The sequence below is a fragment of the Bradyrhizobium betae genome (genome assembly GCF_050632175.1).
Lineage (GTDB): Bacteria > Pseudomonadota > Alphaproteobacteria > Rhizobiales > Xanthobacteraceae > Bradyrhizobium > Bradyrhizobium betae_B.
The window spans coordinates 1,115,757-1,141,010 of sequence record NZ_CP192576.1; the positions used below are offsets into that span (position 1 = coordinate 1,115,757).

The window sequence follows — 25,254 nt, forward strand, 5'->3', positions numbered from 1 at the left end:
CAGAAACGGAAATGCCGCTTGACACAGGTTTCGCCCGTTAAACCTTTCATCGACGTCCTTTCCGGCCGCCGGCAGCCGGTTCCGCCGCTCTGGATGATGCGGCAGGCCGGCCGCTACCTGCCGGAATATCGCGAGGTTCGCGCCAAGGCCGGCGGCTTTCTCGATCTCTGCTTCACGCCTGAACTCGCCGCAGAAGTAACGCTGCAGCCAATCCGTCGCTTCAGTTTCGATGCCGCGATCATCTTCTCAGATATTCTCGTCATTCCCCATGCGCTCGGGCGCGATGTCAGGTTCGAAGTCGGCGAAGGACCGCGGCTCGATCCCCTGGACACACCGGACAAGGTCGGCACACTGGCCTCGACCGGTGATTTCACCAAACTCGAGCCGGTGTTCGAAGCGCTCCGCCGCGTGCGCCGCGAGCTCGACCCCACGATCGCATTGATCGGATTTTGCGGCGCACCGTGGACGGTCGCGACCTACATGGTCGCAGGTCACGGCACGCCGGATCAGGCGCCGGCGCGGATGATGGCCTATCGCCATCCCGAAGCGTTTGCCCGGATCATCGACACGATCGTCGAGAACTCGATTCATTACCTGCTCGGCCAGCTCGCCGCCGGCGCCGACGTGCTGCAGATCTTCGACACCTGGGCCGGCGTACTCCCGCCGCGCGAATTCCAGCGCTGGTCGGTTGAACCGACCCGGCGCATCGTCGAGGGTGTCCGCAGGAAGGTGCCGGGCGCAAAGATCATCGGCTTCCCGCGCGGCGCCGGCGCGCTGCTGCCTGCATATGTCGAGACAACCTGCGTCGATGCGGTCAGCATCGATTGGGCAGCAGAGCCGTCGCTGATCCGTGAAAAAGTTCAGACCCGCGTCGCGGTGCAGGGCAATCTGGATCCGCTGGCTCTGATCGCCGGCGGTGACGCACTGGATCGGTCGATCGATGACGTGCTGGCGAATTTTGCGGGCGGCCGGCTGATCTTCAACCTCGGCCACGGCATCCAGCCGGAAACCCCGATCGCGCATGTCGAGCAGATGGTGAAGCGGGTACGTAGCTACAAGGAATCGCTTTAGCCGACGCTGGCGAGCACGGCCTTAGACAAGGTCGCGGCGTCGGCGTGCGGCAGCGGCAAATAGCGTGCGCCCATCTCTTTGGCGATCGCTTCGCCTGAAACGCCCGGACGCGGCGACGTATCGACGAGGACGACTGCAATACCGGCGCCGCGCAACTGCCGCGCCGCGCTGATCGCGTCGTCCTCGGCACGCGGGCGCCCTGCCCGCCGTCGCGCGCAATGTTGGCGCGGCCGTCGGTCAGGACGATCACTGTCGGCGTCTGTCCCCTGCGGCGGACCGAGATCCGACAGCACGAAAGCCGCATCGAGCCCTGCGGCCAGCGGCGTACCGCCACCGCCTGGCAATCCTGCAAGGCTACGCTTGGCGCGCGCCAACGAACGGGTCGGCGGCAGCAGCAATTCCGCGGCATTGCCGCGAAACGCAATCAACGCCACCTGGTCACGCCTGATGTAGCAATCCGCCAGAAGCAACTCGACTGCACCCTTGGCTTCCGCAAGCCGATGCAATGCCGCGGATCCGGACGCATCGACGACGAAAATCGTGACAGTTTCCGTGCGCTGCTTGAAACGCGAGATGCGGAAATCATCCTTGCGGATCAAAATGCGTGATCGGGTTTCCTCGTCCGATCCCACCGCCTCGCGGCGCCGCAAAGGTTGCCATGGCGCCGCGGCGCGCAAGGTTTCGATCACGTTGAGCCTGGCGCCGGCGCGCAACGTGCCTCGCAGAACACCTGCCGGCCGGCCGCGCTTGCTGGATTTCTGCAATGCGCCGGCCTTGCCGGAGGAGCGATTGCGCGACCGGCCCGCAGATCCCGCGCGAAGTGTCGCCAGCACGTCGGGGGGATTGCCGCTTGCACGGCGGCCAGAACGACCTCGTCCAGCGCGCGATCGATGTCGGGGATCTGATCCTCACCGCCGGACTCATCAGCCTGATCTTCGGCTGGCGGCGGCTGCTCCGGCTCGCCCGCCTCCTCCGCGGCCGAAAGAACCTGCGCGCGGGGCGCGATCACCAACCGCGCAGCCAAAGCGAGGTCATCTTGTTCGACTCTGGAATGTCTTGCGAGCGCGGCACTGGCGCAAGCGATACGAAGCGCCAGCAGTGGCGCACGCAACGAGGTGATCCCCAGCGCTGTGGCCACGGTACAAAGGGCCTCGATCTGGGCCGCGTCTGCCTTGAGGGATGGCAGCTTCGCGCGTGCCGCCATTGTTTCACAGGCATCGAGCGCGAATTCCTCAGCGTCACGGATGCCGATCGCGTTGAGATCGAGGTGCAGCGCGAGGCGATCGCGTAACGATGCCGGCGCGAATTCATCCTCAAGGCCTTCGTCAATGGCGATGACACCGAAACGCGCCGGCATTCGCAGCGACAGGCCGTCGCGCTCGACGATGGTCTCCCCGGCATCCATCGCCGCCGTGACATGGACAGTGGTTGCTGCGGACAACCGCTCCGCCATCGCCAGCATGATCACGCCGCCATCGGCTTCCGCCAGGAGCCCGCGCTCGGCAACGGGACGCCCGGCCAGCAATGTCGCATTGAGATCCAGCCCACCGAGCAGCCGTCCCTCGGCAATATTCACCGGCACCTGTTTCATATGGCCGGATGGCGGCAGTGCCGCATGAAGCAAGGCGAGCCAACGATCCCGCACCGGGCCCGCGCGCGATCTCAACAACACGCCACCGGTCCCCGACGGGTCTACGGCGAACAATCTCGCCGCCGTTACCGCGTCGGACCAGACGGCAGCGACGGTCATCCCAGCACGTCCGATATCGCACGGTCGACCCGTACCGAGGAGCCAGCATCGTCAAGCGGATTGCGCCGCAAGCGATGGCGCAAGGCCGAAGGCGCGACCCGGCGCAGATGATCGTCCGTTACGCTCTTGGCGGAGTCGAGTGCTGCGAGGGCGCGGGCCGCACGCATCAAAGTCAACTCGCCGCGCAAGCCGTCGGTACCGAGCGCCATGCAGAGTTTTGCGGCGCGTTCGAGCGTCACATCAGGCACCGAGACCGAGGGCAGCTTTTCCCGCGCCATCATGATCTTCTTACGAAGCTTGGCCTCGTCCCTGGTCCATTTGGTGACGAAGGCATCACTATCGCTCTCAAAGGCGTCGCGGCGCCGCACCACTTCGATCCGGTCCGCCAGATTATCGGGGGTCTTCACCTCCACCGACAAGCCAAACCGATCCAGCAATTGCGGGCGCAACTCGCCTTCCTCGGGGTTTCCCGTCCCGACAAGCACGAACCGCGCCGGATGGCGTATGCTCAAGCCTTCGCGCTCGACGACATTTTCGCCCGACGCGGCGACGTCGAGCAGGAGGTCGACGAGGTGATCCTCCAACAAATTGGCTTCGTCGATATACAGGAATCCGCGATGCGCGCGCGCCAGCAATCCCGGCTCGAACACCTTCTCTCCACGCGCCAGCGCCCGTTCCAGATCGAGTGCCCCGACAACGCGATCCTCGGTCGCCCCGAGCGGCAGATCGACGACCGGCACGGGGATTTGTGCGAATTTCAGCCCGCCCTTGGCCGCGCGAACGCGGCAGTCTTCGCAAAACTCAGCAGGCCGATCCGGATCGCAATTATAGCGGCAGCCGGAAACGACCTTCATTTTCGGCAGCAACGCCGCAAGCGCGCGGACCGCCGTGGATTTGCCGGAGCCGCGATCGCCAAAGGCCAGCACGCCGCCCACCTTGGGATCGACCGCGGCAATCAGCAGCGCGAGCTTCATCTCGTCCTGGCCGACAATCGCGGAGAATGGAAACGCTGTTGCCATGCTAACCCTTCATGGTCCTGGCCGCGTACGCGCAATGATATCGGCCGCCCCCTTGTAAAGCAGTTCCAACCCGACAGCACGACCGAGTTCACGCGGACGGCCGGCAGGCCCGGAACGGGTCACCTCGATAAACCGCCCTCCACCCGCGTCGTCCAGCACCGAAGCAGTAAGCGTCATCTGCGAACCTTCGATGGTCGAGTATCCCGCGATGGGCGAATTGCAGTGGCCGTTGAGGACCCACAACACCTCGCGCTCCGCATCGCAACTCAGATGCGCCGCGGGATCGTCGATGAGGGCGAGACATTTCCGCGTCTGCCAATCGTTGACCGCACACTCGACCGCGACGATACCCTGCCCCACCGCCGGAAGCATTTCGGAAGGTGACAGCTCGCAAGCAATGCGATGGCCGAGCCCGACCCGTTCGAGCCCGGAACGGGCCATGATCAAAGCGTCCGCCGGCCCCGCCTCGCCGCCACCGGGCAGGCGTTGCATCTCCCGATTGTCGAGCTTGCGAACTCTGGTGTCGGCCGCGCCGCGAAAATGAATCACCTCGATGTCCGGAAACAGCCGCCGGACATAGGCGGCGCGCCGCACGGCGTTGGTGCCGATACGATACCCCCTGCCGCGCGAGCGCTTGATGTCTTCGATGGAGACGCCGGGCCGCAACACCAGCGCATCCGTTGGCGGATCTCGCGTCAGTGTCGCACCGATCACGAGCCCGGGCGTATCCTCGTTTCCGGGCATGTCCTTGAGCGAATGCATCGCGGCATCAAGCCGGCCCGACGCCACGGCGGAGCGGATTTCAGCAACGAACGCGCCGCCCTTGCCACCATGGACCAGGAGCTTGCTGGTCTGGTCGCTATCGCCAGTGGTCTCGAACTTGACGATCTCGACGTCCACCTCGGGCGTAGCCTTGGACAAGCGTTGCGCGATATCGGCGGTCTGAGCCAACGCCATGACGCTCTTGCGCGTGCCTATCCGTATCGAAACTGCCACCACCGGGCTCCAATCAGCGACCGCGTAAAGCTCCGCGGCACGGGCAGAGATTAAGACCAGCCGTTGCCGGATTGCAAACCAGCGCCAGCGTGCGGCGCACACGCCGAGATCCGGATAGAGCGCCGCGGCAGATATACGAGCCAAATCTTCGGCGTTTCACGTCGCGCAGGATTTTTTCGCTGAAGCCCGCTGGATGTCTTCCGGCTTCTGCCCGGCACAAGGGAGTGTTACTCGTACCGTAGTCGTCCCCGGACGCAACAAGCCACCGGAGATCGAGATAGCGATGAGCGCGGATGTCCTGATAGGTGACGGCGAGGCGGTGCGGCTGACACCTCATCCACAGCGCGCAGCGGTGCTCGGTGAGGTTCATGCCCGCCCGTTCACGCCGATTGCGGTGCCGTCGCGCGTCGTGCATTTTGCCTTCGATACGTCGGGGCCAAGCGCACAGGCCGACCGCGTCAACCTGATCGCGTTCTGCACATCGCGCGGGCTGCAACCGCCGTCGCCGGCCGAAAAACATCATCGCGCCGCGTTCGGAACCACTGTGCTGCGATGGGAACAGCACTCCGAATTCACCACCTACACGTGGGAAATGCCTGCCGATCCCGCGGCCGCGCCGTTCCATCCGGATGCAGCCTCGCTGGCGTTGCCGATGCGGTTGGTGCCGCAGCCCGGCCCGCTGCTGGTGGCAGTCGACCTGCATCTTTTGACGGAGGATCTGCAACGAGCCGCGCCGGAACGTCTGTTCGACAATGCCAGCCTGGCCGTCGCCGAGAACTCCGACGGCGCCGCGCTCTACGCGACCGACTTCCAGCCCGGCCCTTCGGGCTTTGTCCGCATCCTCGTTGCCAACCGCAATATGTCGCCGGAACGCGCCGGAGCGCTGGTCCGGCGGGTGATCGAGCTCGAGACCTACCGCACGCTGGCCTTGCTCGGCCTGCCGGAAACGCAACGGCTGTCGCCGTCGATCGCAGCGGCCGAGCGCCGCCTCGTCGAAGTGACCGATCAGATGCGTCGGGCCGGCGACCTTGCCGCCAACCACAAGCTGCTCGATGAGCTGACTGCCCTGGCCGCCGATGTCGAAGCCGGGGCGGCCTCAAGTGTGTTTCGATTTGGCGCCAGCCGGGCCTACGAGGAAATCGTCGAGCAGCGCTTGCAGACCATCGGCGAACGCAAGGTCGGCGGCCTTCCGACGTGGTCGTCTTTTCTGGCACGCCGGATGAAGCCCGCGCTGCGCACCTGTGTCACAACCGAGGCCCGGCAATCCAACCTGTCGTTGAAGCTCGCACGCGCCGCGGACCTGTTGCGTACCCGCGTCGATGTCGAACTCGAGCAGCAGAACCAGGAGCTTCTGAAGTCGATGAACGCGCGGACGCGGCTGCAGCTGCGGCTGCAGGCGACGGTCGAGGGCCTGTCGGTCGCGGCGATCACCTATTACGTGGTGAGCCTGTTCGGATACATCGCCAAGGCGGCACATGACAGCGGCACGCTTCATGTCGAGCCCAGCGTCGCGACGGCCGCTTTCGTCCCAATTGCCGGACTTGCGATCTGGTGGACGGTGCGAAGTATCCGCAGGAGGCACATGGCCGGCGAGGATCGATGAAGCTCCTCGTCGGACTGATCGCTGCCTTGGCGATCCTGCTCGGGCTGTTTGAACTGCATGAAGGCCGCCGTGACCTGAACGTCACGCGGACCGCCATCGGCGAGACGCCGGTGACGATTTTCAGACGACAAGCCGCCGCGCCGGCGCCAGTCGTCGTGATCGCCCACGGCTTTGCCGGTTCGCAGCAACTGATGCAGCCGTTCGCTGAAACGCTTGCGCGCTGCGGCTATGTGGCCGTGACCTTCGATTTCCTCGGTCACGGACGCAACCCGATCCCGATGCACGGCGATATCGCCGAGGGCTTGACGATTACCAGCGCGTTGCTGAAGGAGCTGACCGATGTCGCGGCGGCAACACGTACGCTGCCCGGCGGTGACGGCCGGCTCGCGGTGCTCGGACATTCGATGGCATCCGACATCGTGGTGCGGTTCGCGCAAGCCCACCCGGAGGTCGGAGCGACCGTCGCGGTTTCGGTGTTTTCGCCTGTCGTGACACCGGCCAGCCCGCGCAACCTGCTTGTCATCGTCGGCGCGCTGGAGCCTGCGATGCTCCGGGACGAAGGCCTGCGCATCGTCAACCTCACGGCAGGCGGGGCAGCGAGTGCCGGCGAGACGTACGGACAATTCTCCGACGGGACCGCCCGCAAGCTGGTGCTGGCGCGCGGCGTCGAACACATCGGCGTACTCTACAGTCACGACAGCATGGTCGAGACGATGCGCTGGGTGAATGCTGCGTTCGGAGATCGGCCGCAGGGCGAGGTGGACAGCCGCGGGCGCTGGCTGGCGCTGGTGTTTGCCGGTATCGTCGCATTGGCATGGCCACTGTCCTCCTTATTGCCGGCGGTGAGCCCGGGTCCGGTCGGCGCAAGCCTGGGCTGGAAGGCGCTGATGACGGCAGCGCTTCTGCCGGCGATCGTGACCCCGCTGTTGCTATGGAAGATGCCGTCTGACTTTCTGCCAATCCTGCTCGGCGATTATTTGACACTGCATTTTCTGCTCTATGGCGCTCTCTCGACCGCGATCCTCTTCTGCTTGCGTAAGGGACAACCGGCGGCTGCCACGACGCCGGTCTCCTGGAACCGCGTTGCGATCGCAGCAGCCGCCGTGTCTGCCTACAACGTCCTGGCCTTCGGCCTTCCCATCGACGCCTATGCGTTCTCGTTCCTGCCAATCCCGACGCGTCTGCCGCTGATCGTTGCAATCGCCTGCGGGACGCTGCCCTACTTCATTGCCGACGAGTGGCTGACAAGTGGCCGCGATTCTCGAAGCGGCTCATACGCCTTCACCAAATTCTGCTTCCTGCTCTCGCTTGCGATTGCCGTGGCACTCAATCCGATGAAGCTGTTCTTTCTCGTCATTATCGTGCCTGCGATCCTGTTGCTGTTCCTGGCCTTTGGGCTGATCAGCCGCTGGAGCTACGCGGCCACCCGCCACCCGCTTCCTGGTGCACTCGCCAACGGCGCGGTATTCGCCTGGGCGATCGCCGTGACCTTTCCCATGATCGTGCGATGAGTATTTCCCCGACGATCTCCTGCTGGAGTTGACAAGACATGTGGAAACCCAAGCGCATCGAACCCTCCGCCGGACAGGAATCCGTCTGGGATTATCCTCGTCCGCCGCGGCTGGAAAAAATCAGCGCGCGGCTGCGCGTCATGTTCAACGCACACACGATTGCCGATACGACAGCGGGCTATCGCGTCCTGGAGACCAGTCATCCGCCGGTCTATTACATTCCCCCGACGATATCGCGCGACAATATCTGCTGGGCGCGGCGGGCAGCTCGTGGTGCGAATTCAAGGGTCACGCAAAATACTGGTCGCTCGTCGCTGACGGGCGGACGTCCGAGCGCGCGGCCTGGGGGTATCCTTCGCCATCACAAGGATTTCTGGATATCTCGGGATATCTCGCCTTTTATGCTTCGCGCGTCGACGAATGCTGGGTGGACGACGAGCGCGTGCAGCCTCAGGACGGCGACTTCTACGGCGGCTGGATCACCGCGCGGATCGTCGGACCTTTCAAGGGCGGTGCAGGGACTCACGCCTGGTAGCACGCAAATCCCTGCATCAGGTCTCCTGTCGTCTTTACTTCGGCTGACCGGTCGAGCCGTTCTCCGGACCGACGCCGGTGTCCGAGGATGTCGGCGCCGCACGCGGGTCCGGGGCGGGATTTGCCGGCTGATAGCGCTTCGGCTGCTCGGGCGTGCCCGCCGGCTGCGCCATGCCGGTCGTTGGGCCGCCGACCTGCGCCGGCGCCTGAGCAGTTTCGACGCGGGACTTGCCGTTGTAGCCGACCGTGAGCAGGCCCATCACCGCGAATGCGAGGACGGCGAACCCGATCAGTTCGGGTCCGGCTCCGCTCGGCGCGACGCCGCGGCTGCTCCCGTTTCCTTCGAGCGCGGTCGCCGCGATTTCGCGGTTGGTGCGGGATCGCAGAAAATAGATGAACGCGCCAGCAATGATGAATGTCGTTGCGGCGAGGGTGAAGAACATCAGCCAGCTGATGGGGTTGTCGCCTTGCATGAAACGTCTCCATTGTATGATTGCGATGACAATGGGAGCGATCTGACTTGGTTCCAAACTCCCCGTAGGGCCGGCTTCGAAGTCGCCATCAGATTGAACAGACACCGCTTATTTAGAAATTCGCGCAAAATTGTCATATTCATATGTAAGCTCCAGTTGACACTTACGCTAACATCGGAGAGCTTGGTCCAAGGGAAATTGCCGGCAGCCCCGAGGGACGACATGGCGCCAACGACGAGCCGCCTCCGGGCTGATGGGTCCGATCCGACCGAGCTCGCGCAGCTCCTGCGGCGCATGGTGGAAGGCGACGAGCCGGCGTTCGAAAGGCTGCACGCGGCCACGCGGCGCAAGCTGTTCTCCACCGTGCTGCTGGTCGTCCGGCGCCGGCATCTGGCAGAGGAGATCGTACAGGAGGCCTATGTTCGCATCTGGCTGAACGCGGCCGCGTATCGTCCGGCGCTGGCCTCGCCTATGATGTGGATGATCACGATCGCCAGAAATCTCGCGATCGATGCCGCGCGAAGGCCGTCGCGGGAGATCTATCGCGACCATTCGGTGCTGCTGGAATTTCCCGCCGACGCGCCCACGGCACTGGAGAGCATGGAGAGCAGAGAGAACGAGAGCGACACCCTCAGACTTCAGCAGAGCATGTTATCGGCCCTCCAAACGCTCGACCCGACACGGCGTCATCTGGTGATCGCGGCCTATCTCTACGGTGAAAGCCGGCACCAGCTGGCCGAGCAATATGGCGTCCCCGTCAACACCATTAAAACCTGGCTGCGGCGCGCACTGCTGCATGTGCGAGCACAGATTGGAACCATGCCCGCGAGCGCTCATGATGCCGGCGCACTCACGACCGCCCTGAGCTACTAGCGCAGATTGGGAGACCAACGGTTCGCCAACAGGATCGTGCTCTGAACGCAACCTGAAGGAGAATGACGTAAGGATCTTCTCCCCGAGCATGCGCAGGTTCATCATTTCGTCGGTCATCGGTGGTTCCTCGGTTGCGTTGGCGTGTCGCAACCCGATCCCACCGGAGAACTACCGACCCTGCGCTACGCACGCGGGAAGCTAACGGAGGTTGCACGCGCGTATGCGATGCATGCGTGGTGATGACAGCGATATAGCATCCGTTGGCCGATCCGGCGGAATGGCGACAAGGTGTGAGTCGCTGCCGCGAAGTAAAAATCGACAGGTCAGCAGCTATGATGCTCCATGACGTCCCGCCCATCGCTCAATGGCGGCAAAGAGAGCAGCCGGTCGAATTGGCTTGGCCACATAGTCGTTCATGCCCGCAGCCAGATAGCTTTCCTGCTGTTCAGCTAGAACGTTTGCGGTCAGTGCGATGATCGGTATATTGCTCTCAGGACCAGGCAGCCCCGGATGACGCGTGCTGCCGACATTCCGTCCATTTCGGGCATATTCACGTCCATTAGAACAATGTCGTAGTGCCCGTTGGTAATTGCATCGACGGCTTCAGCACCGTTTTCGACCATTTTGGCACGAGCGCCGCGCTTCCTCAGCAGCGTCGAGATCAACGTCGCGATGATTGGACTGTCTTCTGCGACAAGTATGTCCAGTGCCCCCTCCATTTGAGGCACGAGGGGCGGTGCGTCGGCGGCATTCGGATTTCCGATACCGCATGTGACGGTGAACCAAAATGTACTGCCCTGTCCAAGCGCACTTTGGACGCCAACAGCGCCACGCATCATCGCGCAAAGCTTTTTGCAGATCGCGAGGCCGAGGCCGCTGCCGCCGTACTTCCGCGAAATCGAGGTGTCAGCCTGAACGAAAGGAATGAAGAGCTGTGATTGCTGATGCGGTTCGATTCCGATGCCGGTGTCGGCCACATCGAAGCGCAGCTCGACCCCGCCGGCCGCGAGCTCACGATGTGAGACGGTCACGAGGATCCGGCCCCTCTGGGTGAATTTGACGGCATTGTTGACGAGATTCAAAAGCACCTGGCGCAACCGGGTGGGGTCACCGGACAAACACTTGGGGAGGTCAGTTGCAGCGATCAGCTCGACATTCAAACCCTTGTCTTGCGCCTTGGGCAACACGAGCATGACGACGCCGTTGACGAGGTCGAGAACGTCGAAATCGACGCGCTCAGTGGAGATGCGGCCCGCCTCGAGTTTGGAAAAGTCGAGAATGTCGTTGATGACATTCAACAGGCCGTCGGAAGATTCCTTGGCCAGCTTGGCGTACCGCTCCTGTTCCTCATTCAGCGGTGTATCCCGAAGCAGCTCGATCATCCCCACCATGCCGCTGAGAGGGCTCCTGATTTCATGACTCATGATCGCCAGAAATTCGGATTTCGTTCTGCTTAGTTGTTCCGCCGCGTCCCTGGCTTTCACCAGATCCTGCGACGTGACCACGAGTTCGTGCTTCTGGGCCTCGAGCTCCACACGGCTCTTCTCGAGGTCCTTCAGCTTTTGCTCGAGGGTTGCCTGGACCTGCTTGAATTCGGTGATATCGGTACAAATACCCGCGATTCCCCCGTCGGAAGTCCGGTGATCAACGAACTGGATCCAACGGCCGTCGGGGTAACGGCTTTCGACGGGCTCGCCCGTGCCATGCCAGGCCAACATACGCGCCCGCCACTCGTCGAAGTCGGCGTTCGGCTCGTCGAACAGGTCAAACTGCCAGCCGACCCGCAGGATCTCCACGTAGCGCATTCCCGGGACCAGCAACGCCGTCAGTTCCGGAAACATTTCGCGATACCGGCCATTTGCGAGAACGAAGCGATCTTCGCTGTCGTACAGGATGAAGCCTTGCGAAACCGACTCGATCGCGTCAAACAGCCGGTTTCGCGACTCCTCTGCGATCCGCTCCGCCTCCTTGCGATCAGTAATATCCTGCACCGTTCCAAACGTGCCCGTGACGCTTCCATCGGGACCGAATTGGGGATCGCTATCGAGCCGCACCCAACGAACGCCCCCGTCAGGCCGGACCCAACGATGGACGTGGGTGAAAGGCTCTCCGTTCGAGCGCGCATGCCGACGCGCGACGAGATATCCACCGACGTCGTCGGGATGCAGAAGCGAGATGAACCGGTCGAACGGCACGAAATCGAGGGCTGCGATGCCGGCAATTTCGAACACCTGCGGCGACCATATCGCGTTGCGGCTTGCGGGGTCCGCAAACCAATGTCCCAGCTTTCCAATCCGCTGGGCGTCGAGCAGAAGCCGCTCGCTATTCTCAAGCTTCAGATTCTGACTTTCGAGCAGGACCTCGGAGCGCCTGAGGTTGCGCATCTCGCGGTACAAGACGCACAGCAGCAGGACAACCGCAACCGCCGCCCCCAGTGTTCCGACGATGAGAATGGTGGCGTCGCGGCGCCATGATCCGAGGACCGCTTCCTTGGTGAGCGCGATCGAAATCACCAAAGGAAAGTCTGGAACCCGCCGGATGGCGACGTAGCGCGCAGGATCACCGACCGGCACGTCCGCAAGCGCATGGCCTTGCTCTGGTCTGGTGCCAACGCGGCCCTCGGTCCAGGGATGATGGGCCAGCACCGTCCCATCGTCTCGTTGCAACGAGATTGATCCGCCCTCCCCCAACGCGACCGAAGCGTAGAACTTTTCGAAATAGTTCAACCGTACGGCAGCCTGGACCACCCCGGCGAAGTGACCGTCCGCGCCGGACAGGCGCCGAGCGAGGTAGATCGTCCATGCGCCGTCGTAGGTGTTTTGGACGGGCTCGCTGACGAACAAACCGCCGTTCTGATTATCCCGATGGTACCGGAACTGCTCGCGATGCCCAAACGAGGTCGGCGGCACCGGCCATTCCCGTCCACTGTTGGCGTAGGTGCCATCGGCACCGATCATGACGAGGTTTGCGACTTGAGGGAGGCCTTTGACCTTATCGACGAGGTAATCATGGAGCACCTTGTCTCCCAAGTGCGGTCGTGCCGTTCCGTCTGCCGCGGCGAGGGCATCTATTCGATCGGAAGCGTCCTTCAGAACCAGATCTGCGGCCTGAAAGGAGCGCGAGGTCTGGTCGGCCAGAATCAGCGCGATCCGATCAAGGCCGGCTTGCGTCTCCCGATCCGCGCGGGCGTGGAGATGCCATATCGTCGTCTCAGCCGCTGCGATCGCGAGCAGCATGAGAACGCCTGCCGTCACCATGGGCAGATAAGCCAGTATAGCCCGCTTTTGCCGCCGAAACAGCCGACTCGATACCTCAAGAACAGACGCGTGCGGGGTCGTCATTTGGATGGCCGGCCGACGATCGCCGGCAGGTAGGCCCAAGTCTGTTCGGCGATGGCCGCAAGACGTGGCAGGCTCCCGGTGACCTCGTCGATCCCCCGCAGCTCCAGCTCGATCTCACGAGCGAGGCTGGCGAGCCTCGCCGCACCGAAGCTGCTCGCAACCCCCTTCAAGACGTGAGCCACACGATGGACTTCCGCGAGATTACCCGAACTCGCAGCGGCACCGATCGCGTCGATCGCGGCACCAGACGCCAGCGGCAGTTCCGCCATCATTGCGGCGAGATCGCCCTCGTCGAGAGCCTCGCGGAGCAGCGCGATCTGCAGATCGTCGAACAACGGCACGTCAACTAGGAGCTCTGACATCGAACCTCCTCCCGATCGGGCCATGGGCAGCCAATCGCTCGGTCCGAAGCAGGCCCGGTCTTGATGATGCAATTGCTGCTGCAATGCGCCCGACGGTCGATGCAGATGATCGTGACATCGTCCGGCATCGCGACGCTTTCCTCGATGCCGGCGGCGCGGCAGATCGAATCGATCAGCGCGCCAGGCGACAGAGCCGGAGGGGTGCCTTCCATTTCCGTGGCAAGGCCCGCCTCTCCCATGCGTCCGTCCCTGCCGTTGGTGAATTCCGGCAGACCATCGCTGAACAGCAGCAATCGCGCGTCCTCCGCGAATGGATGGACATGCTCTTGGTACAACATGCCTCGGGCGATCCCGAGCGGAACGCCCGAGGCTTCGAACAGGCGGGGGAGCCATCGCTCTCCGACATCATGATCGGTGGCGGCGCCCCGGCTGTGGCGAACCGGACCTCCTCCGCAGCGGGATCGACGATCACATACAGAAACGTGGCAAACTGGCCCGGCGGCAACAACCGCACCAGTCTGTCGTTCAGCATCGACAGCAACGCTGCGGGATTGCCATGCAGGGATCTGTACTCATGGACCAGAGCGTGGAGACGAAACGTGTTGAGCGCAGCCGTCACGCCGTGTCCGGTGAAATCGGCCAGGAACACCCCGAACCGGCCGTCATCGATGGGCAGCAGTCCCCAGAGATCCCCCCGATTTCCGACGATGAACGGCTGTACGATCCGATCCGCAATCCAGCCGCCTCGGCTGCGGCTGCCTCAGCCGCCGGTGACGGCAGCAGATCGGCTTGCATCTGCCGTGCCGCTTCGAGCTCGGAAGAAATGCGCTCCCGATACTCGCGCAGCTCCCGCAGCAGGTTTCGCCGTTCAAGATGGACGATGACGCGGGCAACCAGTTCGGCCGGATTGATCGGCTTGGAAAGGAAATCCGAGACGCCGGCACGAAACAGCGCTTCCATCTCCCGACGGTTCACCGTCGCGGTCTGAACGAGAATCGGAATGTCGACGCACTCGTCCCGGAGCCGCACCGCCTTGCATACCTCCAGCCCGCCAATATCAGGCATCTGCATGTCGAGCAGCAGGAGATCGGGCTGAAACGATTGCATCAGGTCGAGCGTATCCTGCCCATTCACCGCGAATCGCAAATTGGTGAAATGCCGGGCCTGCAGGATTCCGGCGAGCAGCTTCCTCGTCAGCGGCTCGTCATCCGCGATCAGGATCCTGGCGTCGCGTATGGATTGGCTGGCGGCCGTCCCCTGCGCTCCCAGGTACAAATTCGCAGGCGCGGTTCTGTTCACAGGCGAAACCCCAATCTGATGGTCCTGCCACCTTCGATCACGGCGACCCTGTCGCACACCTCTATGAGGATCGAAAGGCCTCGGCCGCTGCTGCGCGCACCACAGGCGTGGGGCCCGGCCGGCCTCGGCAGTCGATCTCGCTGGTAACCGGCGCCGCTGTCGCGAACGATCACATAGAGCATCTTCGTGCTCCACAAGGCGTCGAGTTGGATCATGCAACCGGCGACGCCCGGAAGTTCCAGTTCATGAGCGATGGATTCGTGGAGTTCGCTCAGGCTCTCCAGGCTTTCTCGCGACCCTGCGTCGATGTGCAAGTTGCCATGCAGCAGGCTGTTCATCACCGCCTCCTGCACAGCCGTGGCGATCCGGTCATGCAGATCGCCAGCGATCACAGTGCGCTTTTCGATCGCCTCGAGGAAGCGGCGTCCGACCGGATGCCGGTACGCCGATCTCGTCGACACCAGCAGGCTGAGCTGCCCGACGGCGCGCTCGCGTCCTGCCTTCAACCGCCCTTCGAGGCCCAATTCGACGCATTGAATGACCGGAGGCGACAGCGCCAGGGACAGCGAATTGGGCGAACGGCCGTCCCAATAGGCCAAGTGCCTGCTCTCGAGGGAGCGCGCCTTCAGCTCTGCGGCTTCGGCGTCCATCGCCTCAGTTTTCCACGCTGAAAAGCGTGTCGAACTTCGTGAGTCCGAACATCCGCTTCACCTGACCGCAGGGCGCCCGCAGGACCAGTTTGCGATCCGCCTTTCCAAAGGCATCCCTCGCCAGCAGCAACATTCCAAGGCCAGCCGAGTCAATGAACTGCAATTGGCCGAGATCCAGCGTGACCGACGATGAGCGATCGCTCAGCAAGCGATCAATCATCGCCTTGAAAGAGGCGTGATCGGTGAACGTGAATTCCCCCGATATCTGGGCGCCGTCGTCTCCGAACCTGTACTCCATGCCTTCCTCCTAGAATAATTCCACGGATCCACTTGAAGACGGTGCCAGCAGCTCCGGCGACACGTCTGGCGATTGACCATCGAGCAATTGCGACACGAACCGGGCCCTCATATCGCTCAGCTTGAATCGATCGAGCAGCGCTTTCACCCATTCGGTGTTCTGCGCGATCTCGCCGGCGAGTGCCGGCACCTGCTCTGCCGTGGAGGACTTCAGCTCGTTGGTCGCCTGATTGATCACATCGAGCGTATCGACGACGTGCTCGAGCCGCTGCTTGGTCCGGTCCTGGAACTGAATACCGGTGACCATGCTTCCGACATCGGCCGATATGACGCCTGCTTCTCGCACGGCGTCGGTGACTATGCCGTTCAGGCTTTCGCTCCGACGCACGAGTGCCGCCAACAGAACTTCCAGCCGGTCCTTCGCAAGGATGTTCTGCGACATGTCGATCGTCGCGACGCGCTGCAGCGTATCACGACCGCTGGCGATGCCGTCCGTCACCGCGTCCAACTCGTTTTGCATGGAGACGGACAGGTCGGCCGTCGTTTTCGAGAGTTCGCGGACCTCCTGGGCGACGACCCGGAAGGCGGCACCGGCGGCGCCGGCGCGCTCGGCTTCTATCCTCGCATTGAGTGCGAGCATGTTGGTCGTCTTGTTGATGCCGCTGAGCTGCTTCATGCAGTTATCGACCCGAACGACGTTGGTATTGAGTTCGTTCAGCGCATACACCATCGACATCGAATCCTTCGACAGCATCAGTATCTTCTCGACGACATCGCTGAGTGTGCCCTCCAAGAGGCCGGCGATCCGGTCGATAGGGACAGTCTCGCCCTCGACTTCGATGCCGACGGCAAGATGCGTCAGGCTCTCGACGCGAGCCGTCTGCTGCTCGGCGCTCAACGCCAAGCGCTGAAAGCGACCGCTGAGGGCGTCAGCCTCCGTCTCGACGAAGGCCGACGTCTGGGAGATCTCCGACATCAACGTCTCGATCACGCGCTGCTGCATGTCCGCAAGTGACATCCAGCGTTGCAGCAGCGCAGTATGCTCGGCGGGCCCGTTGCCTGCGGGCGTCGGCATCGCGACGACCGGCTCTTCGACCGGCAGATCCACAATCTTGCGCTGTCGCATTCCAAACATTCTTACACTCTCACGCCGCGCGCGCCCATGGATTGGCACAAATCAAGAGCGTGGCCGGGTATCCTGGCTAGAGGAAGCTCAGTCTGGACGGCGCCACAATCGGCCGCTGCCTTGGGCATGCCGTAGACGACGCAAGATGCCTCGTCCTGTCCGATCGTCGATGCGCCGGCGCGGCGCATTTCCAGGAGTCCGGAGGCGCCGTCCTTCCCCATGCCGGTCAGGATGATCCCAACCGCGTTCGCGCCGGCTGCTTTCGCAACCGACCGGAACAGGACGTCGACCGACGGCCGGTGGCCGGACACCAAAGGCTGCTCATGCAGGCGGCACATATAATTGGCGCCGTTCCGTGCCAGTTCGAGATGATAGCCGCCTGGTGCGATATAAGCGTGGCCGGGCAAGACGCGCTCGCCGTCGTCGGCCTGGCAGACACCCATGACACAGCACTTGTCGAGCCTTTTCGCGAAGGACTCGGTGAACATAGCAGGCATGTGCTGCGTGACGAGAATGGCGGGCGCGTCGGCCGGAAAGGCCGTCATAAATTGCTGGAGTGCTTCGACGCCGCCTGTCGAGGCTCCGACCGCGATGATCTTCTCCGACGAGTTGAACGATCCGGCGGACGACGTCCGAAGGGCCTCCGGCTTGCAGCCCTGCAGGGGTCTGACCCGCGCCGACGCCGCAATCTTGATCTTCGCGATGATCTCCTCGGCCAGCGAGGCAAGGCCGTCGGCCAGCCCGATCGCGGGCTTCGCCACGTAGTCGACCGCTCCGATTTCCAAGGCGCGAAGCGCGGTTTCGGCACCTTTCTGGGTCAGCGAGGAGATCATGACGACCGGCATCGGCCGCAGAGACATGATCCTTTCCAAAAACTGCAGACCGTCCATACGCGGCATCTCGATGTCGAGCGTCAGCACATCGGGATTGAGCGCCTTGATCATCTCTCGCGCGACGAGCGGATTCGGCGCCGCGCCCACGACGTTGATCGCGCGGTCGTGCGAGAGCATCTCGGTCAGAACTTGCCGGACGAAGGAGGAATCGTCGACTATTAAAACCTTGATCGAATCCATGACCCGACCTCAGAATAGTTCGGCCGAGCCCGCGACGGGCTCGATCTGGATCTTGGACTTGTAGGAAACTTCGCTCCGCACCACTTCCTCTTGTTCGGTGCGCTGCAACTCGAGCAGCATGACCTTGCCAGTCGCCGGGAAATAGTGGACCCGCCGGGGCAGGCTTCCGCGCAAGTGATGGGCAGCGATTGGAAGATTTTCGGCAGCGAGGTATTGCTCAACGAACTCCGCGTTGCGGTGTCCGATATTGGCCGTGCCGTTCATGACGTTTCCGCCGCCGAAGACCTTCACTTCGAGCCGGTGGCGCGCCCCGCCACGATTGAGGATATCGTTGACCAGGCGTTCCATGGCCACGTTGCCGTAGCGCATGCTCGCCGATGCCGTATCCCATCCCGAACCGGCCGCTTCCGGCAACATGAAATGATTCATGCCGCCGACGCCTGCGAGCGGATCGCGGATACAAGCGGTGACGCAAGAGCCGAGGATGGTCACGAGCATCTCGTCGGCCGACGACGTGACATAGTGATCGCCGGGAAACACCTTGACAGCGACGGCGTCGAACCGTGGATCGCGATAGCGCCGCGCGCCTGACGCGGTCGACACCTCGATCGTGGTCTTTCGCTTCGCCAATGCGGATTTCATCTTCATTTTACCCTGCGATAGATCGTTCGCCCGACCAGGTCGAAACGGTCCGTGACGTTGAGCAGGCTTTCGGAGTGCCCGATGAACAGCGATCCGGTCGGTTTGAGGATATCGGCGTAGCGGTCGAACAATTTGCGCTGGGTCGGCTTGTCGAAATAGATGACGACGTTCCGGCAGAATATGACGTCGAACGGTCCCTGCATCGGCCATTTTTGCAGCAGGTTGAGAGGCGCAAACGAGATCAGCGAACGAATCTCGTCGTTCATGCGCGAACGGTCCTCATCGAGCTCGGTTACGAACCGCTCGCGATATGACGGCGGCACCGATCCCAGCCTGTCCGAGTCGTAGATTCCCTCGGCCGCGTGCGCGACTACGTTGGTATCAAGGTCGGTGGCCAGAATCTTCACGTCCCAGTCCCTCAGCGCCGATTGATGCTCACGCAGCGTCATGGCGATGGTGTAGGGCTCCTCTCCGGTGGAGCACCCGGCCGACCAGATCCTCAGGCGCCGGCTCTGGCCCGCCTCGCTGGTCGCAAGTTTCGGAAGGATGGCGTTGGCCAGATAGCTGAAGTGGTGGGGCTCCCGGAAGAAGCTGGTGTGGTTGGTGGTGATGGCGTTGATCAGGTTTGATCGCTCCGCCTCTCCGGCCGGCGCCTCGAGGAGACGGCAGTATTGGCGAAAGTCGGTCATACCAAGCGCACGCAACCTGCGGCCGAGCCGGCTCTGGACGAAGGGACGTTTTCTGTCGCTGAGGACGATGCCGGCCGTGTTCATGACCAGTTCCACGATCTTGCGAAAATCGCGGTCGTCGATTGCGTATTCCTGCTGCACGGTCCCTTACCCCAATCGCCGTTCGAGCGCTGGCTCATCCTTCGATGAGCCAGCGTTTGTCAGGTGTCAGAATTCCTTCCAGTCCATGTCTTCCGCGCCGACCGCCTTGCGTCGGGGCGCGGGCTCCGCTTCCGACTTTTTCCTCGGAGCCTCGGCAGCATGGCGCGGCTTCACATTCGTGAGCGGTTCCCTTGCCGACCGCAACGAGCGGTCGACCACCGGGTTGCCAGTCAGTCTTCCGCCCCGTTCTGGTGCGGCCTGACCGCGCTCGAACTCGGCTGACAGCATGAACTGCCCTACCATCTCCGCCATTGCGCCGGTCTGGTCCTCCATCGACTTGGCGGCGGCAGCAGCCTCCTCGACCAGCGCAGCGTTCTGCTGGGTGACCTTGTCCATCTGGGTGACGGCGTTGTTCACCTGCTCGATGCCGCCGCGCTGCTCTTGCGACGCCGCCGAAATTTCGGCCATGATGTCGGTCACGCGCTTCACCGACTGGACGATCTCTTCCATGGTCTTGCCGGCGGTGTCGACCAGACGTGAGCCGGATTCGACCTTGGAGACCGAGTCCGAGATCAGCCCCTTGATCTCCTTGGCCGCGTTGGCGCTGCGCTGGGCAAGATTACGCACCTCGGCCGCCACGACCGCGAAGCCGCGTCCCTGGTCGCCGGCGCGCGCCGCCTCGACCGCGGCATTCAGCGCGAGAATGTTGGTCTGGAAGGCGATCTCGTCGATCACGCCGATGATGTCGGCGATCTTGCGGCTGGCCTGGCTGATGCCATCCATGGTCTGCACGACATCCGCAACGACCGTTCCGCCCTTGACCGCGACGTCGGAAGCCGAGGACGCCAGCTTGTTGGCTTGCTGGGCATTCTCGGCGTTCTGGCGCACCGTTGCCGTGAGCTCTTCCATGCTGGCGGCGGTCTCTTCGAGACTCGCGGCCTGCTCTTCGGTCCGCTGCGACAGGTCGGTGTTGCCGGTCGCGATCTCGCGCGCGGCGGTGGTGAGCGTCTGCGAGGTCTCCGAGATCTCCGAGATCATCGACGACATGGTGTCGATCAGGCCGTTGACGCCTTCGCAGAGCTGCGCGATGTCACCGGTCTTGCCATCCAGAGGAATCCGGTGCCGCAGGTCGTTCTCCTTGGCGGAGGTCACAACCGACTGCGTCTCTGCGACGGCCGCCTGCAACGCCTGAGCCGCCCTGACCTGAGCCGTGACGTCGGTGGCGTATTTGACGACCTTGAACGGCTTGCCGTTCGGGTCGAAGATCGGATTGTAGCTGGCCTGGATCCAGACTTCGCGGCCGCCCTTGCCGATCCGCTTGTACTGTGAAGCGTCGTATTCGCCGCGCCCGAGCTTTTCCCAGAACAGGCGGTACTCGGTCGTCTGACGATCGACCGGGTCGACAAACATCGAATGATGCTGTCCTTTGATTTCGTTCAGCGAGTAGCCCAGCGTATTCAGGAAGTTCTCGTTCGCGTTGATGATCTTGCCGTCGAGCGAGAATTCGATCACCGCCTGGGCCTTGTTGATCGCGTCGATCTGGCCGCTAAGATCCGCATTCCTGAGCGTCTGCTCCGTGATATCGGTCGCGTATTTGACGACCTTGAACGGCTTGCCGTTCGGATCAAAAATCGGATTGTAGCTGGCCTGGATCCAGACCTCCTTGCCGCCCTTGCCAATGCGCTTGTACTGCGCGGCATCGAACTCGCCGCGACCGAGCTTGTCCCAGAACAGCCGATAGTCGGCGCTCTGCCGGAAGACCGGATCGACGAACATGGAGTGATGCTGGCCCTTTATCTCGCTCAGCGCATATCCCAGCGTGTTGAGGAAATTGTCGTTGGCGGTGATGATCTTACCGTCGAGCGTGAACTCGATGACGGCCTGGGCCTTGTTGATGGCCTCGATCTGACCACCGAGGTCGGCATTCTTGAGCGTCTGCTCGGTAACGTCGGTAGCGAACTTGACGACCTTGACCGGCTTGCCATTCTGATCGAGGATCGGATTGTAGCTGGCCTGCAGCCAGATTTCCTTGCCACCGCTGCCAATGCGCTTGTATTGCCCGGCGTCGAACTCGCCGCGCCCCAGCTTTTCCCAGAACAGACGATAGTCGTTGCTCTGGCGGGCGGAGGGCTCGACGAACATGGAATGATGCTGCCCCTTGATCTCGTTCAGGGAATATCCGACCGCCTTCAGGAAATTCTCGTTTGCATCGAGGATCTTTCCGTCGACCGTGAATTCGATGATCGCCTGGGAGCGGCCTGCGGCGGCGACCTGCCCGGCGTAATCCCGATTCTTCAGCCGGATGCTGGCATCGGCCCATTCGACGACCGTTCCAGCCCGCCGTCCATCCGGCCAGCTCAAGGGTCTGGCGGCGAGGTCGAACGTCCATTGTCCAATCTCGATGGTAGCGCGGTGTTCGGCGCTGAGCGCTTGAAGCATCCGCCGCTGATGGCTCGGATCCTTGTGGAATATGTCGATGTTGGTGCCGATCAGCGTGTCCACGTTGAAGCGGGGCAGATCCTTCTTCAGGTCGGCCTCGGCCTCTCGCAACATCGTTTTTACGGCGTCGTTCATATAGATGATATTGAGATCTTCGTCGGCGATCATCACGTTGGCGCAAATGGCCTTCGTGGCGAGCAACGTGGTCGCATCGGCCACGTTATGCTTCGGCGCCTCGCCCTTCGCACGAGGCTTGGCCTTCGGTCGCGGAGCCTTCGGCTTCGGCGCGTCGCTGTCCTGGATCACCTGTTCGTCGAATTCATGCATCATCGTCGTTGTTCCTGAATTGAGTTGAACGTTGAAATGGAGCCCGCAAATCGCGGGTCAAGCGGCCTTCGTTGCCATGTCGGATGCAAAACTTCGCTTCGCCTCGGTGGCCATTCCGAACAGTCCGGCCAACGATACCAAGGTGACCATCCTCTCCTCGATGGCCACGAGACCTTCCAGGTACTGATCTTCGGACGGCAGTCCCATTTCCGGAACGGGGCGAATGGCCTTCGGATCGACCGAGATGATGTCGGAGACGGTGTCGACGAGAAGGCCGACCGTCCTCGCCCCCGCAGCAACGATGATCACGACGTGCATGCTGGTCGGAACCGTCAACCCGACGCCGAACCGGGCACGAAGATCGAAAATCGGGACAATAACGCCGCGCAGGTTGATCACGCCGCGCACGTGCGCGGGCGCATTCGGAATCATCGTGGTGTCGGTCCAGCCCTTGATCTCGCGGACGACCATGATGTCTATTCCGTATTCCTCATTTCCCAGGGTGAACGTGATGAATTGCTGGGTGTGCTCTCCGACGGAGACCCCGTCGAGATTGCCTTGACCAAGGGTGCCGATCGACTGGTTTTCAGGCTGCATGGTTCATATCCTCTCGAACCTCTATTGTTGTTTCCTGCGGCGGCTTGATCATGCCCATGCGGGGCTTGTCGCCAATCTCGCGCAGGCGCGCCACGTCGAGTATGAGCGCGACCCTCCCGTTGCCGAGGATCGTCGCACCGCTGATGCCGTCGACTGCATCGTAATTGGCCTCGAGGCTCTTCACGACGACCTGCTGCTGACCGAGAAGCTCGTCGACGACCACGCCAATTCGGCCCGCGCCTTCGGTCTGAACAATGATCACGATGCCCTGACACGGGTCGGTGACGGCAGAATCGATCGAGAAGCTGCGGTGAAGATAGGTCAGGGGCAGATACTCTCCGCGTAGCGCAAGCACGTCGCCGCGTCCGACAACCGGATTGATGTCTGCCGGTTGCGGCCGCAGGCTTTCGATGATGGCGGTCAGCGGTACGATGAAGGTTTCCTTGCCGACCGAGACGACCATTCCGTCGACGACCGCCAGGGTCAGCGGCAACGACATCGTGAAACGCGATCCAGCGCCGAAGCGGGACTGCACGCCGATGCGGCCTCCGAGGGCCTGGACGTTGCGCTTCACGACGTCCATGCCGACACCTCGCCCGGAGATGTTCGAGACAACATCCGCGGTGGAGAACGCCGGCAGGAAGATCAGATTGTCGATCTCCTCCTCGCTCGGGTTGACACCCGGAGCGACCAGGCCGCGGTCCCGCGCCTTCGCCAGCACTTTCTCGCGGTTGAGGCCTCGGCCGTCGTCCGAAACTTCGATGACGATCCTGCCACTTCGCTGCGCGGCAGACAGATGTATCGTGCCCTGGCGTGGCTTCCCGGCCGCGGCGCGGTCGTCCGGACTCTCGATCCCGTGATCCAGGGCATTGCGGATCATGTGGGTCAGAGGATCGTTCAACTGCTCGATGACCGTCTTGTCGATCTCGGTCATTTCGCCCGAAGTGACGATCTTGACCTCCTTGCCGAGGGTCGCGGCCAAATCGCGCACGACGCGCGGCATCCGCGCGAACACCGACTTGACCGGCTGGGCGCGGATTGCCATCACGCTCTCCTGCAGCTCCCGCGCGCTTTGCGCGAGCGCTTCGATTCCTTGAATCATGGCAGGATACTGGTCGACCGGCAGCAGAGACCCTTGCTCGGTCAGCATCGCCTGGGTGATGACCAGTTCGCCAACGAGGTTCACCAGCCGATCCACCTTGTCGACATCGACCCGGATCGATTGAGTCGGCGTCGGTGCGACAGCCGCCGAGGGGTCCGCAGCCACAGCGGCCGCTGGCGCCGTCTCCGCGGCAATTGCGCTCGCGACGGCTGGAACGACCTCAGCGGCCTGCTGCAGCGGCTCGATCGACAAATCGCAATCGTCTTCCACAAACTCGAAGACCTCGTGAATTGCGCTCTGGGGTGCTCCGGTCCCCAGCACAAAAATCCAGCTGAGATAAGCCGCTTCCGGCTCGAGGGCTTCGAAAGCCGGCAGACGCGACGTGTCCACGTCGACCGTGAGCCCTCCGAGCTTCCGCAGCTGTTTGACCAGGAGCAGCGGCTCGTTGGCTTTCTGCAGCATCTCGGTATGTGGCGTGAAGACGATGCGGTATGAGCGCTCGCCCTTGACGGCAGCATGTGGGGCAGCGGTCTCGATGACCCTCGTGAAGGACGCTGCGGCGGTGGCCGCTGACACTCCCGCTAGTGCTTCTTCCATGCCGGTCAGGATGTCGGAGGCGAAATCCACCGGAAGCACCCGCTCGGACCTGGCGGCATTCACGATGTCTGCGAGCGCGTCGCTGGCCCGGAGCAGCAATTGCGTCACGTCCGGCGTCGCATCCACCTTCTGCTCCCGCATGGCGTCGAGCAAGCTCTCGAACACGTGCGAAAACGCGACGAGAGATGAAAAACCGAACGCCCCGGCCCCCCTTTGATGGAATGAACGGCACGAAAGATCGCATGCAGGGTCTCTTCGCCGCCGGCGCCTGCCGCGAGCAATTCGAGGTTGGCCTGGAGGACATCGAGCAGTTCGGCGCATTCCTCAAAGTAGGTCTTGCGGAACTGTTCGAGAGGATACGTTTCGCCTTCGGACATCATGGACACACACGCTGAATCAGCTCGATCAGCTTATCGGGGCTGAAAGGCTTCACGAGCCACCCCGTGGCGCCCGCGGCCTTACCGTCGGCCTTCTTCGTCCCGTCGCTTTCGGTCGTCAGGATCAGGATGGGTACGGCCCGATGAGACGATCCCGAACGGACATTCTTGATCAGCGAGATGCCGTCCATGTTCGGCATGTTCAAATCCGTGATGATGAGGTCGAATTTGCCGCCGCCAAGCACGTTCAGCGCAGCCTTACCGTCCTCGGCCTCAGCGACTTCAAAGCCCGCCTTCTTCAAGGTGAACGAGACCATGTCGCGCATGGTCTTCGAATCGTCTACTGCCAGTATTCGCTTAGCCAT

At 62.7% G+C, this 25,254-nt stretch carries 22 protein-coding genes and 3 pseudogenes; 5 read left to right on the forward strand and 20 right to left on the reverse strand.

Going from position 1 to position 25,254, the window contains the following annotated elements; all coding sequences use genetic code 11:
- Positions 1-18 precede the first annotated feature (18 nt).
- Positions 19-1,071, forward strand: coding sequence for a uroporphyrinogen decarboxylase (gene hemE / locus ACQ86E_RS05630; protein ID WP_431204565.1), 1,053 nt, complete (start codon positions 19-21; stop codon positions 1,069-1,071).
- Here the strand turns inward: hemE and ACQ86E_RS05635 are convergent.
- The 3 genes and pseudogenes from ACQ86E_RS05635 to hemC form a co-directional block, all read right to left on the reverse strand.
- A pseudogene (locus ACQ86E_RS05635) lies at positions 1,068-2,821 on the reverse strand (magnesium chelatase subunit D). The gene hemE and the pseudogene ACQ86E_RS05635 overlap by 4 nt on opposite strands.
- A complete protein-coding gene (gene bchI, locus ACQ86E_RS05640; RefSeq protein ID WP_431204566.1) occupies positions 2,818-3,840 on the reverse strand; it encodes a magnesium chelatase ATPase subunit I in 1,023 nt (340 codons plus the stop codon). The pseudogene ACQ86E_RS05635 and the gene bchI overlap by 4 nt, the downstream one beginning before the upstream one ends.
- A 9-nt stretch (positions 3,841-3,849) precedes the next feature.
- Complete coding sequence (gene hemC / locus ACQ86E_RS05645; RefSeq protein WP_431206409.1) at positions 3,850-4,839, reverse strand: hydroxymethylbilane synthase; 990 nt, start codon at positions 4,837-4,839, stop codon at positions 3,850-3,852.
- Between the two features lie 280 nt (positions 4,840-5,119).
- Between hemC and ACQ86E_RS05650 the strand changes: the two genes are divergently transcribed.
- The 3 genes and pseudogenes from ACQ86E_RS05650 to ACQ86E_RS05660 all read left to right on the forward strand — a co-directional run bounded on the left by ACQ86E_RS05650 (position 5,120) and on the right by ACQ86E_RS05660 (position 8,485).
- Positions 5,120-6,439, forward strand: coding sequence for a DUF3422 family protein (locus ACQ86E_RS05650; RefSeq protein WP_431204567.1), 1,320 nt, complete (start codon positions 5,120-5,122; stop codon positions 6,437-6,439).
- Positions 6,436-7,950, forward strand: coding sequence for an alpha/beta hydrolase (locus tag ACQ86E_RS05655; RefSeq protein ID WP_431204568.1), 1,515 nt, complete (start codon positions 6,436-6,438; stop codon positions 7,948-7,950). Before ACQ86E_RS05650 ends, ACQ86E_RS05655 begins: the two co-directional genes overlap by 4 nt.
- A gap of 38 nt (positions 7,951-7,988) precedes the next feature.
- Positions 7,989-8,485, forward strand: a pseudogene (locus ACQ86E_RS05660) (DUF427 domain-containing protein).
- 34 nt (positions 8,486-8,519) lie between these two features.
- Here ACQ86E_RS05660 and ACQ86E_RS05665 read toward each other — a convergent pair.
- On the reverse strand, positions 8,520-8,957 hold the full coding sequence (locus tag ACQ86E_RS05665) for a hypothetical protein (RefSeq protein WP_431204569.1): 438 nt from the start codon (positions 8,955-8,957) through the stop codon (positions 8,520-8,522).
- 294 nt (positions 8,958-9,251) lie between these two features.
- Between ACQ86E_RS05665 and ACQ86E_RS05670 the strand changes: the two genes are divergently transcribed.
- Entirely contained in the window at positions 9,252-9,830 is a 579-nt protein-coding gene (locus ACQ86E_RS05670) for an RNA polymerase sigma factor (RefSeq protein WP_431204570.1), read from the forward strand.
- A gap of 464 nt (positions 9,831-10,294) precedes the next feature.
- Here ACQ86E_RS05670 and ACQ86E_RS05675 read toward each other — a convergent pair whose 3' ends face one another.
- The 16 genes and pseudogenes from ACQ86E_RS05675 to ACQ86E_RS05750 form a co-directional block, all read right to left on the reverse strand.
- A complete protein-coding gene (locus ACQ86E_RS05675) occupies positions 10,295-13,066 on the reverse strand; it encodes an ATP-binding protein (protein WP_431204571.1) in 2,772 nt (923 codons plus the stop codon).
- Between the two features lie 101 nt (positions 13,067-13,167).
- Positions 13,168-13,533 carry an Hpt domain-containing protein gene (locus ACQ86E_RS05680; protein WP_431204572.1) on the reverse strand — a complete coding sequence of 122 codons (366 nt, stop codon included), beginning with the start codon at positions 13,531-13,533 and terminating at the stop codon, positions 13,168-13,170.
- Positions 13,518-13,871 carry a SpoIIE family protein phosphatase gene (locus tag ACQ86E_RS05685; protein WP_431204573.1) on the reverse strand — a complete coding sequence of 118 codons (354 nt, stop codon included), beginning with the start codon at positions 13,869-13,871 and terminating at the stop codon, positions 13,518-13,520. Before ACQ86E_RS05685 ends, ACQ86E_RS05680 begins: the two co-directional genes overlap by 16 nt.
- Positions 13,872-13,978: 107 nt before the next feature.
- Positions 13,979-14,182: pseudogene (locus tag ACQ86E_RS05690) on the reverse strand (SpoIIE family protein phosphatase); the annotation flags it as partial.
- Positions 14,149-14,832, reverse strand: coding sequence for a response regulator (locus ACQ86E_RS05695; protein ID WP_431204574.1), 684 nt, complete (start codon positions 14,830-14,832; stop codon positions 14,149-14,151). The gene ACQ86E_RS05695 and the pseudogene ACQ86E_RS05690, both read right to left, overlap by 34 nt.
- The gene (locus ACQ86E_RS05700; RefSeq protein ID WP_431204575.1) at positions 14,829-15,482 is read right to left on the reverse strand and encodes an ATP-binding protein; all 654 of its coding nucleotides are present in this window, start codon (positions 15,480-15,482) and stop codon (positions 14,829-14,831) included. Before ACQ86E_RS05700 ends, ACQ86E_RS05695 begins: the two co-directional genes overlap by 4 nt.
- 4 nt (positions 15,483-15,486) lie before the next feature.
- Positions 15,487-15,780 carry an STAS domain-containing protein gene (locus ACQ86E_RS05705; RefSeq protein WP_431204576.1) on the reverse strand — a complete coding sequence of 98 codons (294 nt, stop codon included), beginning with the start codon at positions 15,778-15,780 and terminating at the stop codon, positions 15,487-15,489.
- A 9-nt stretch (positions 15,781-15,789) separates the two neighbouring features.
- Positions 15,790-16,905: a methyl-accepting chemotaxis protein gene (locus ACQ86E_RS05710; RefSeq protein ID WP_431204577.1), complete on the reverse strand. Its 1,116-nt coding sequence runs from the start codon at positions 16,903-16,905 to the stop codon at positions 15,790-15,792.
- Positions 16,906-16,916: 11 nt separating this feature from the next.
- Positions 16,917-17,978 (reverse strand): protein-glutamate methylesterase/protein-glutamine glutaminase, encoded by a 1,062-nt coding sequence (locus tag ACQ86E_RS05715; RefSeq protein WP_431204578.1) that lies wholly within the window; start codon positions 17,976-17,978, stop codon positions 16,917-16,919.
- A 9-nt stretch (positions 17,979-17,987) separates the two neighbouring features.
- Complete coding sequence (gene cheD, locus ACQ86E_RS05720) at positions 17,988-18,620, reverse strand: chemoreceptor glutamine deamidase CheD (RefSeq protein ID WP_431206410.1); 633 nt, start codon at positions 18,618-18,620, stop codon at positions 17,988-17,990.
- A 2-nt stretch (positions 18,621-18,622) separates the two neighbouring features.
- Complete coding sequence (locus ACQ86E_RS05725; RefSeq protein ID WP_431204579.1) at positions 18,623-19,450, reverse strand: CheR family methyltransferase; 828 nt, start codon at positions 19,448-19,450, stop codon at positions 18,623-18,625.
- A gap of 66 nt (positions 19,451-19,516) precedes the next feature.
- On the reverse strand, positions 19,517-22,219 hold the full coding sequence (locus ACQ86E_RS05730; protein ID WP_431204580.1) for a methyl-accepting chemotaxis protein: 2,703 nt from the start codon (positions 22,217-22,219) through the stop codon (positions 19,517-19,519).
- Between the two features lie 54 nt (positions 22,220-22,273).
- Positions 22,274-22,813, reverse strand: coding sequence for a chemotaxis protein CheW (locus ACQ86E_RS05735; RefSeq protein ID WP_431204581.1), 540 nt, complete (start codon positions 22,811-22,813; stop codon positions 22,274-22,276).
- A complete protein-coding gene (locus ACQ86E_RS05740) occupies positions 22,803-24,665 on the reverse strand; it encodes a chemotaxis protein CheA (protein ID WP_431204582.1) in 1,863 nt (620 codons plus the stop codon). Before ACQ86E_RS05740 ends, ACQ86E_RS05735 begins: the two co-directional genes overlap by 11 nt.
- Positions 24,617-24,892: an Hpt domain-containing protein gene (locus tag ACQ86E_RS05745; RefSeq protein ID WP_431204583.1), complete on the reverse strand. Its 276-nt coding sequence runs from the start codon at positions 24,890-24,892 to the stop codon at positions 24,617-24,619. The genes ACQ86E_RS05740 and ACQ86E_RS05745 overlap by 49 nt, the downstream gene beginning before the upstream one ends.
- The gene (locus ACQ86E_RS05750; RefSeq protein ID WP_212282021.1) at positions 24,889-25,254 is read right to left on the reverse strand and encodes a response regulator; all 366 of its coding nucleotides are present in this window, start codon (positions 25,252-25,254) and stop codon (positions 24,889-24,891) included. Before ACQ86E_RS05750 ends, ACQ86E_RS05745 begins: the two co-directional genes overlap by 4 nt.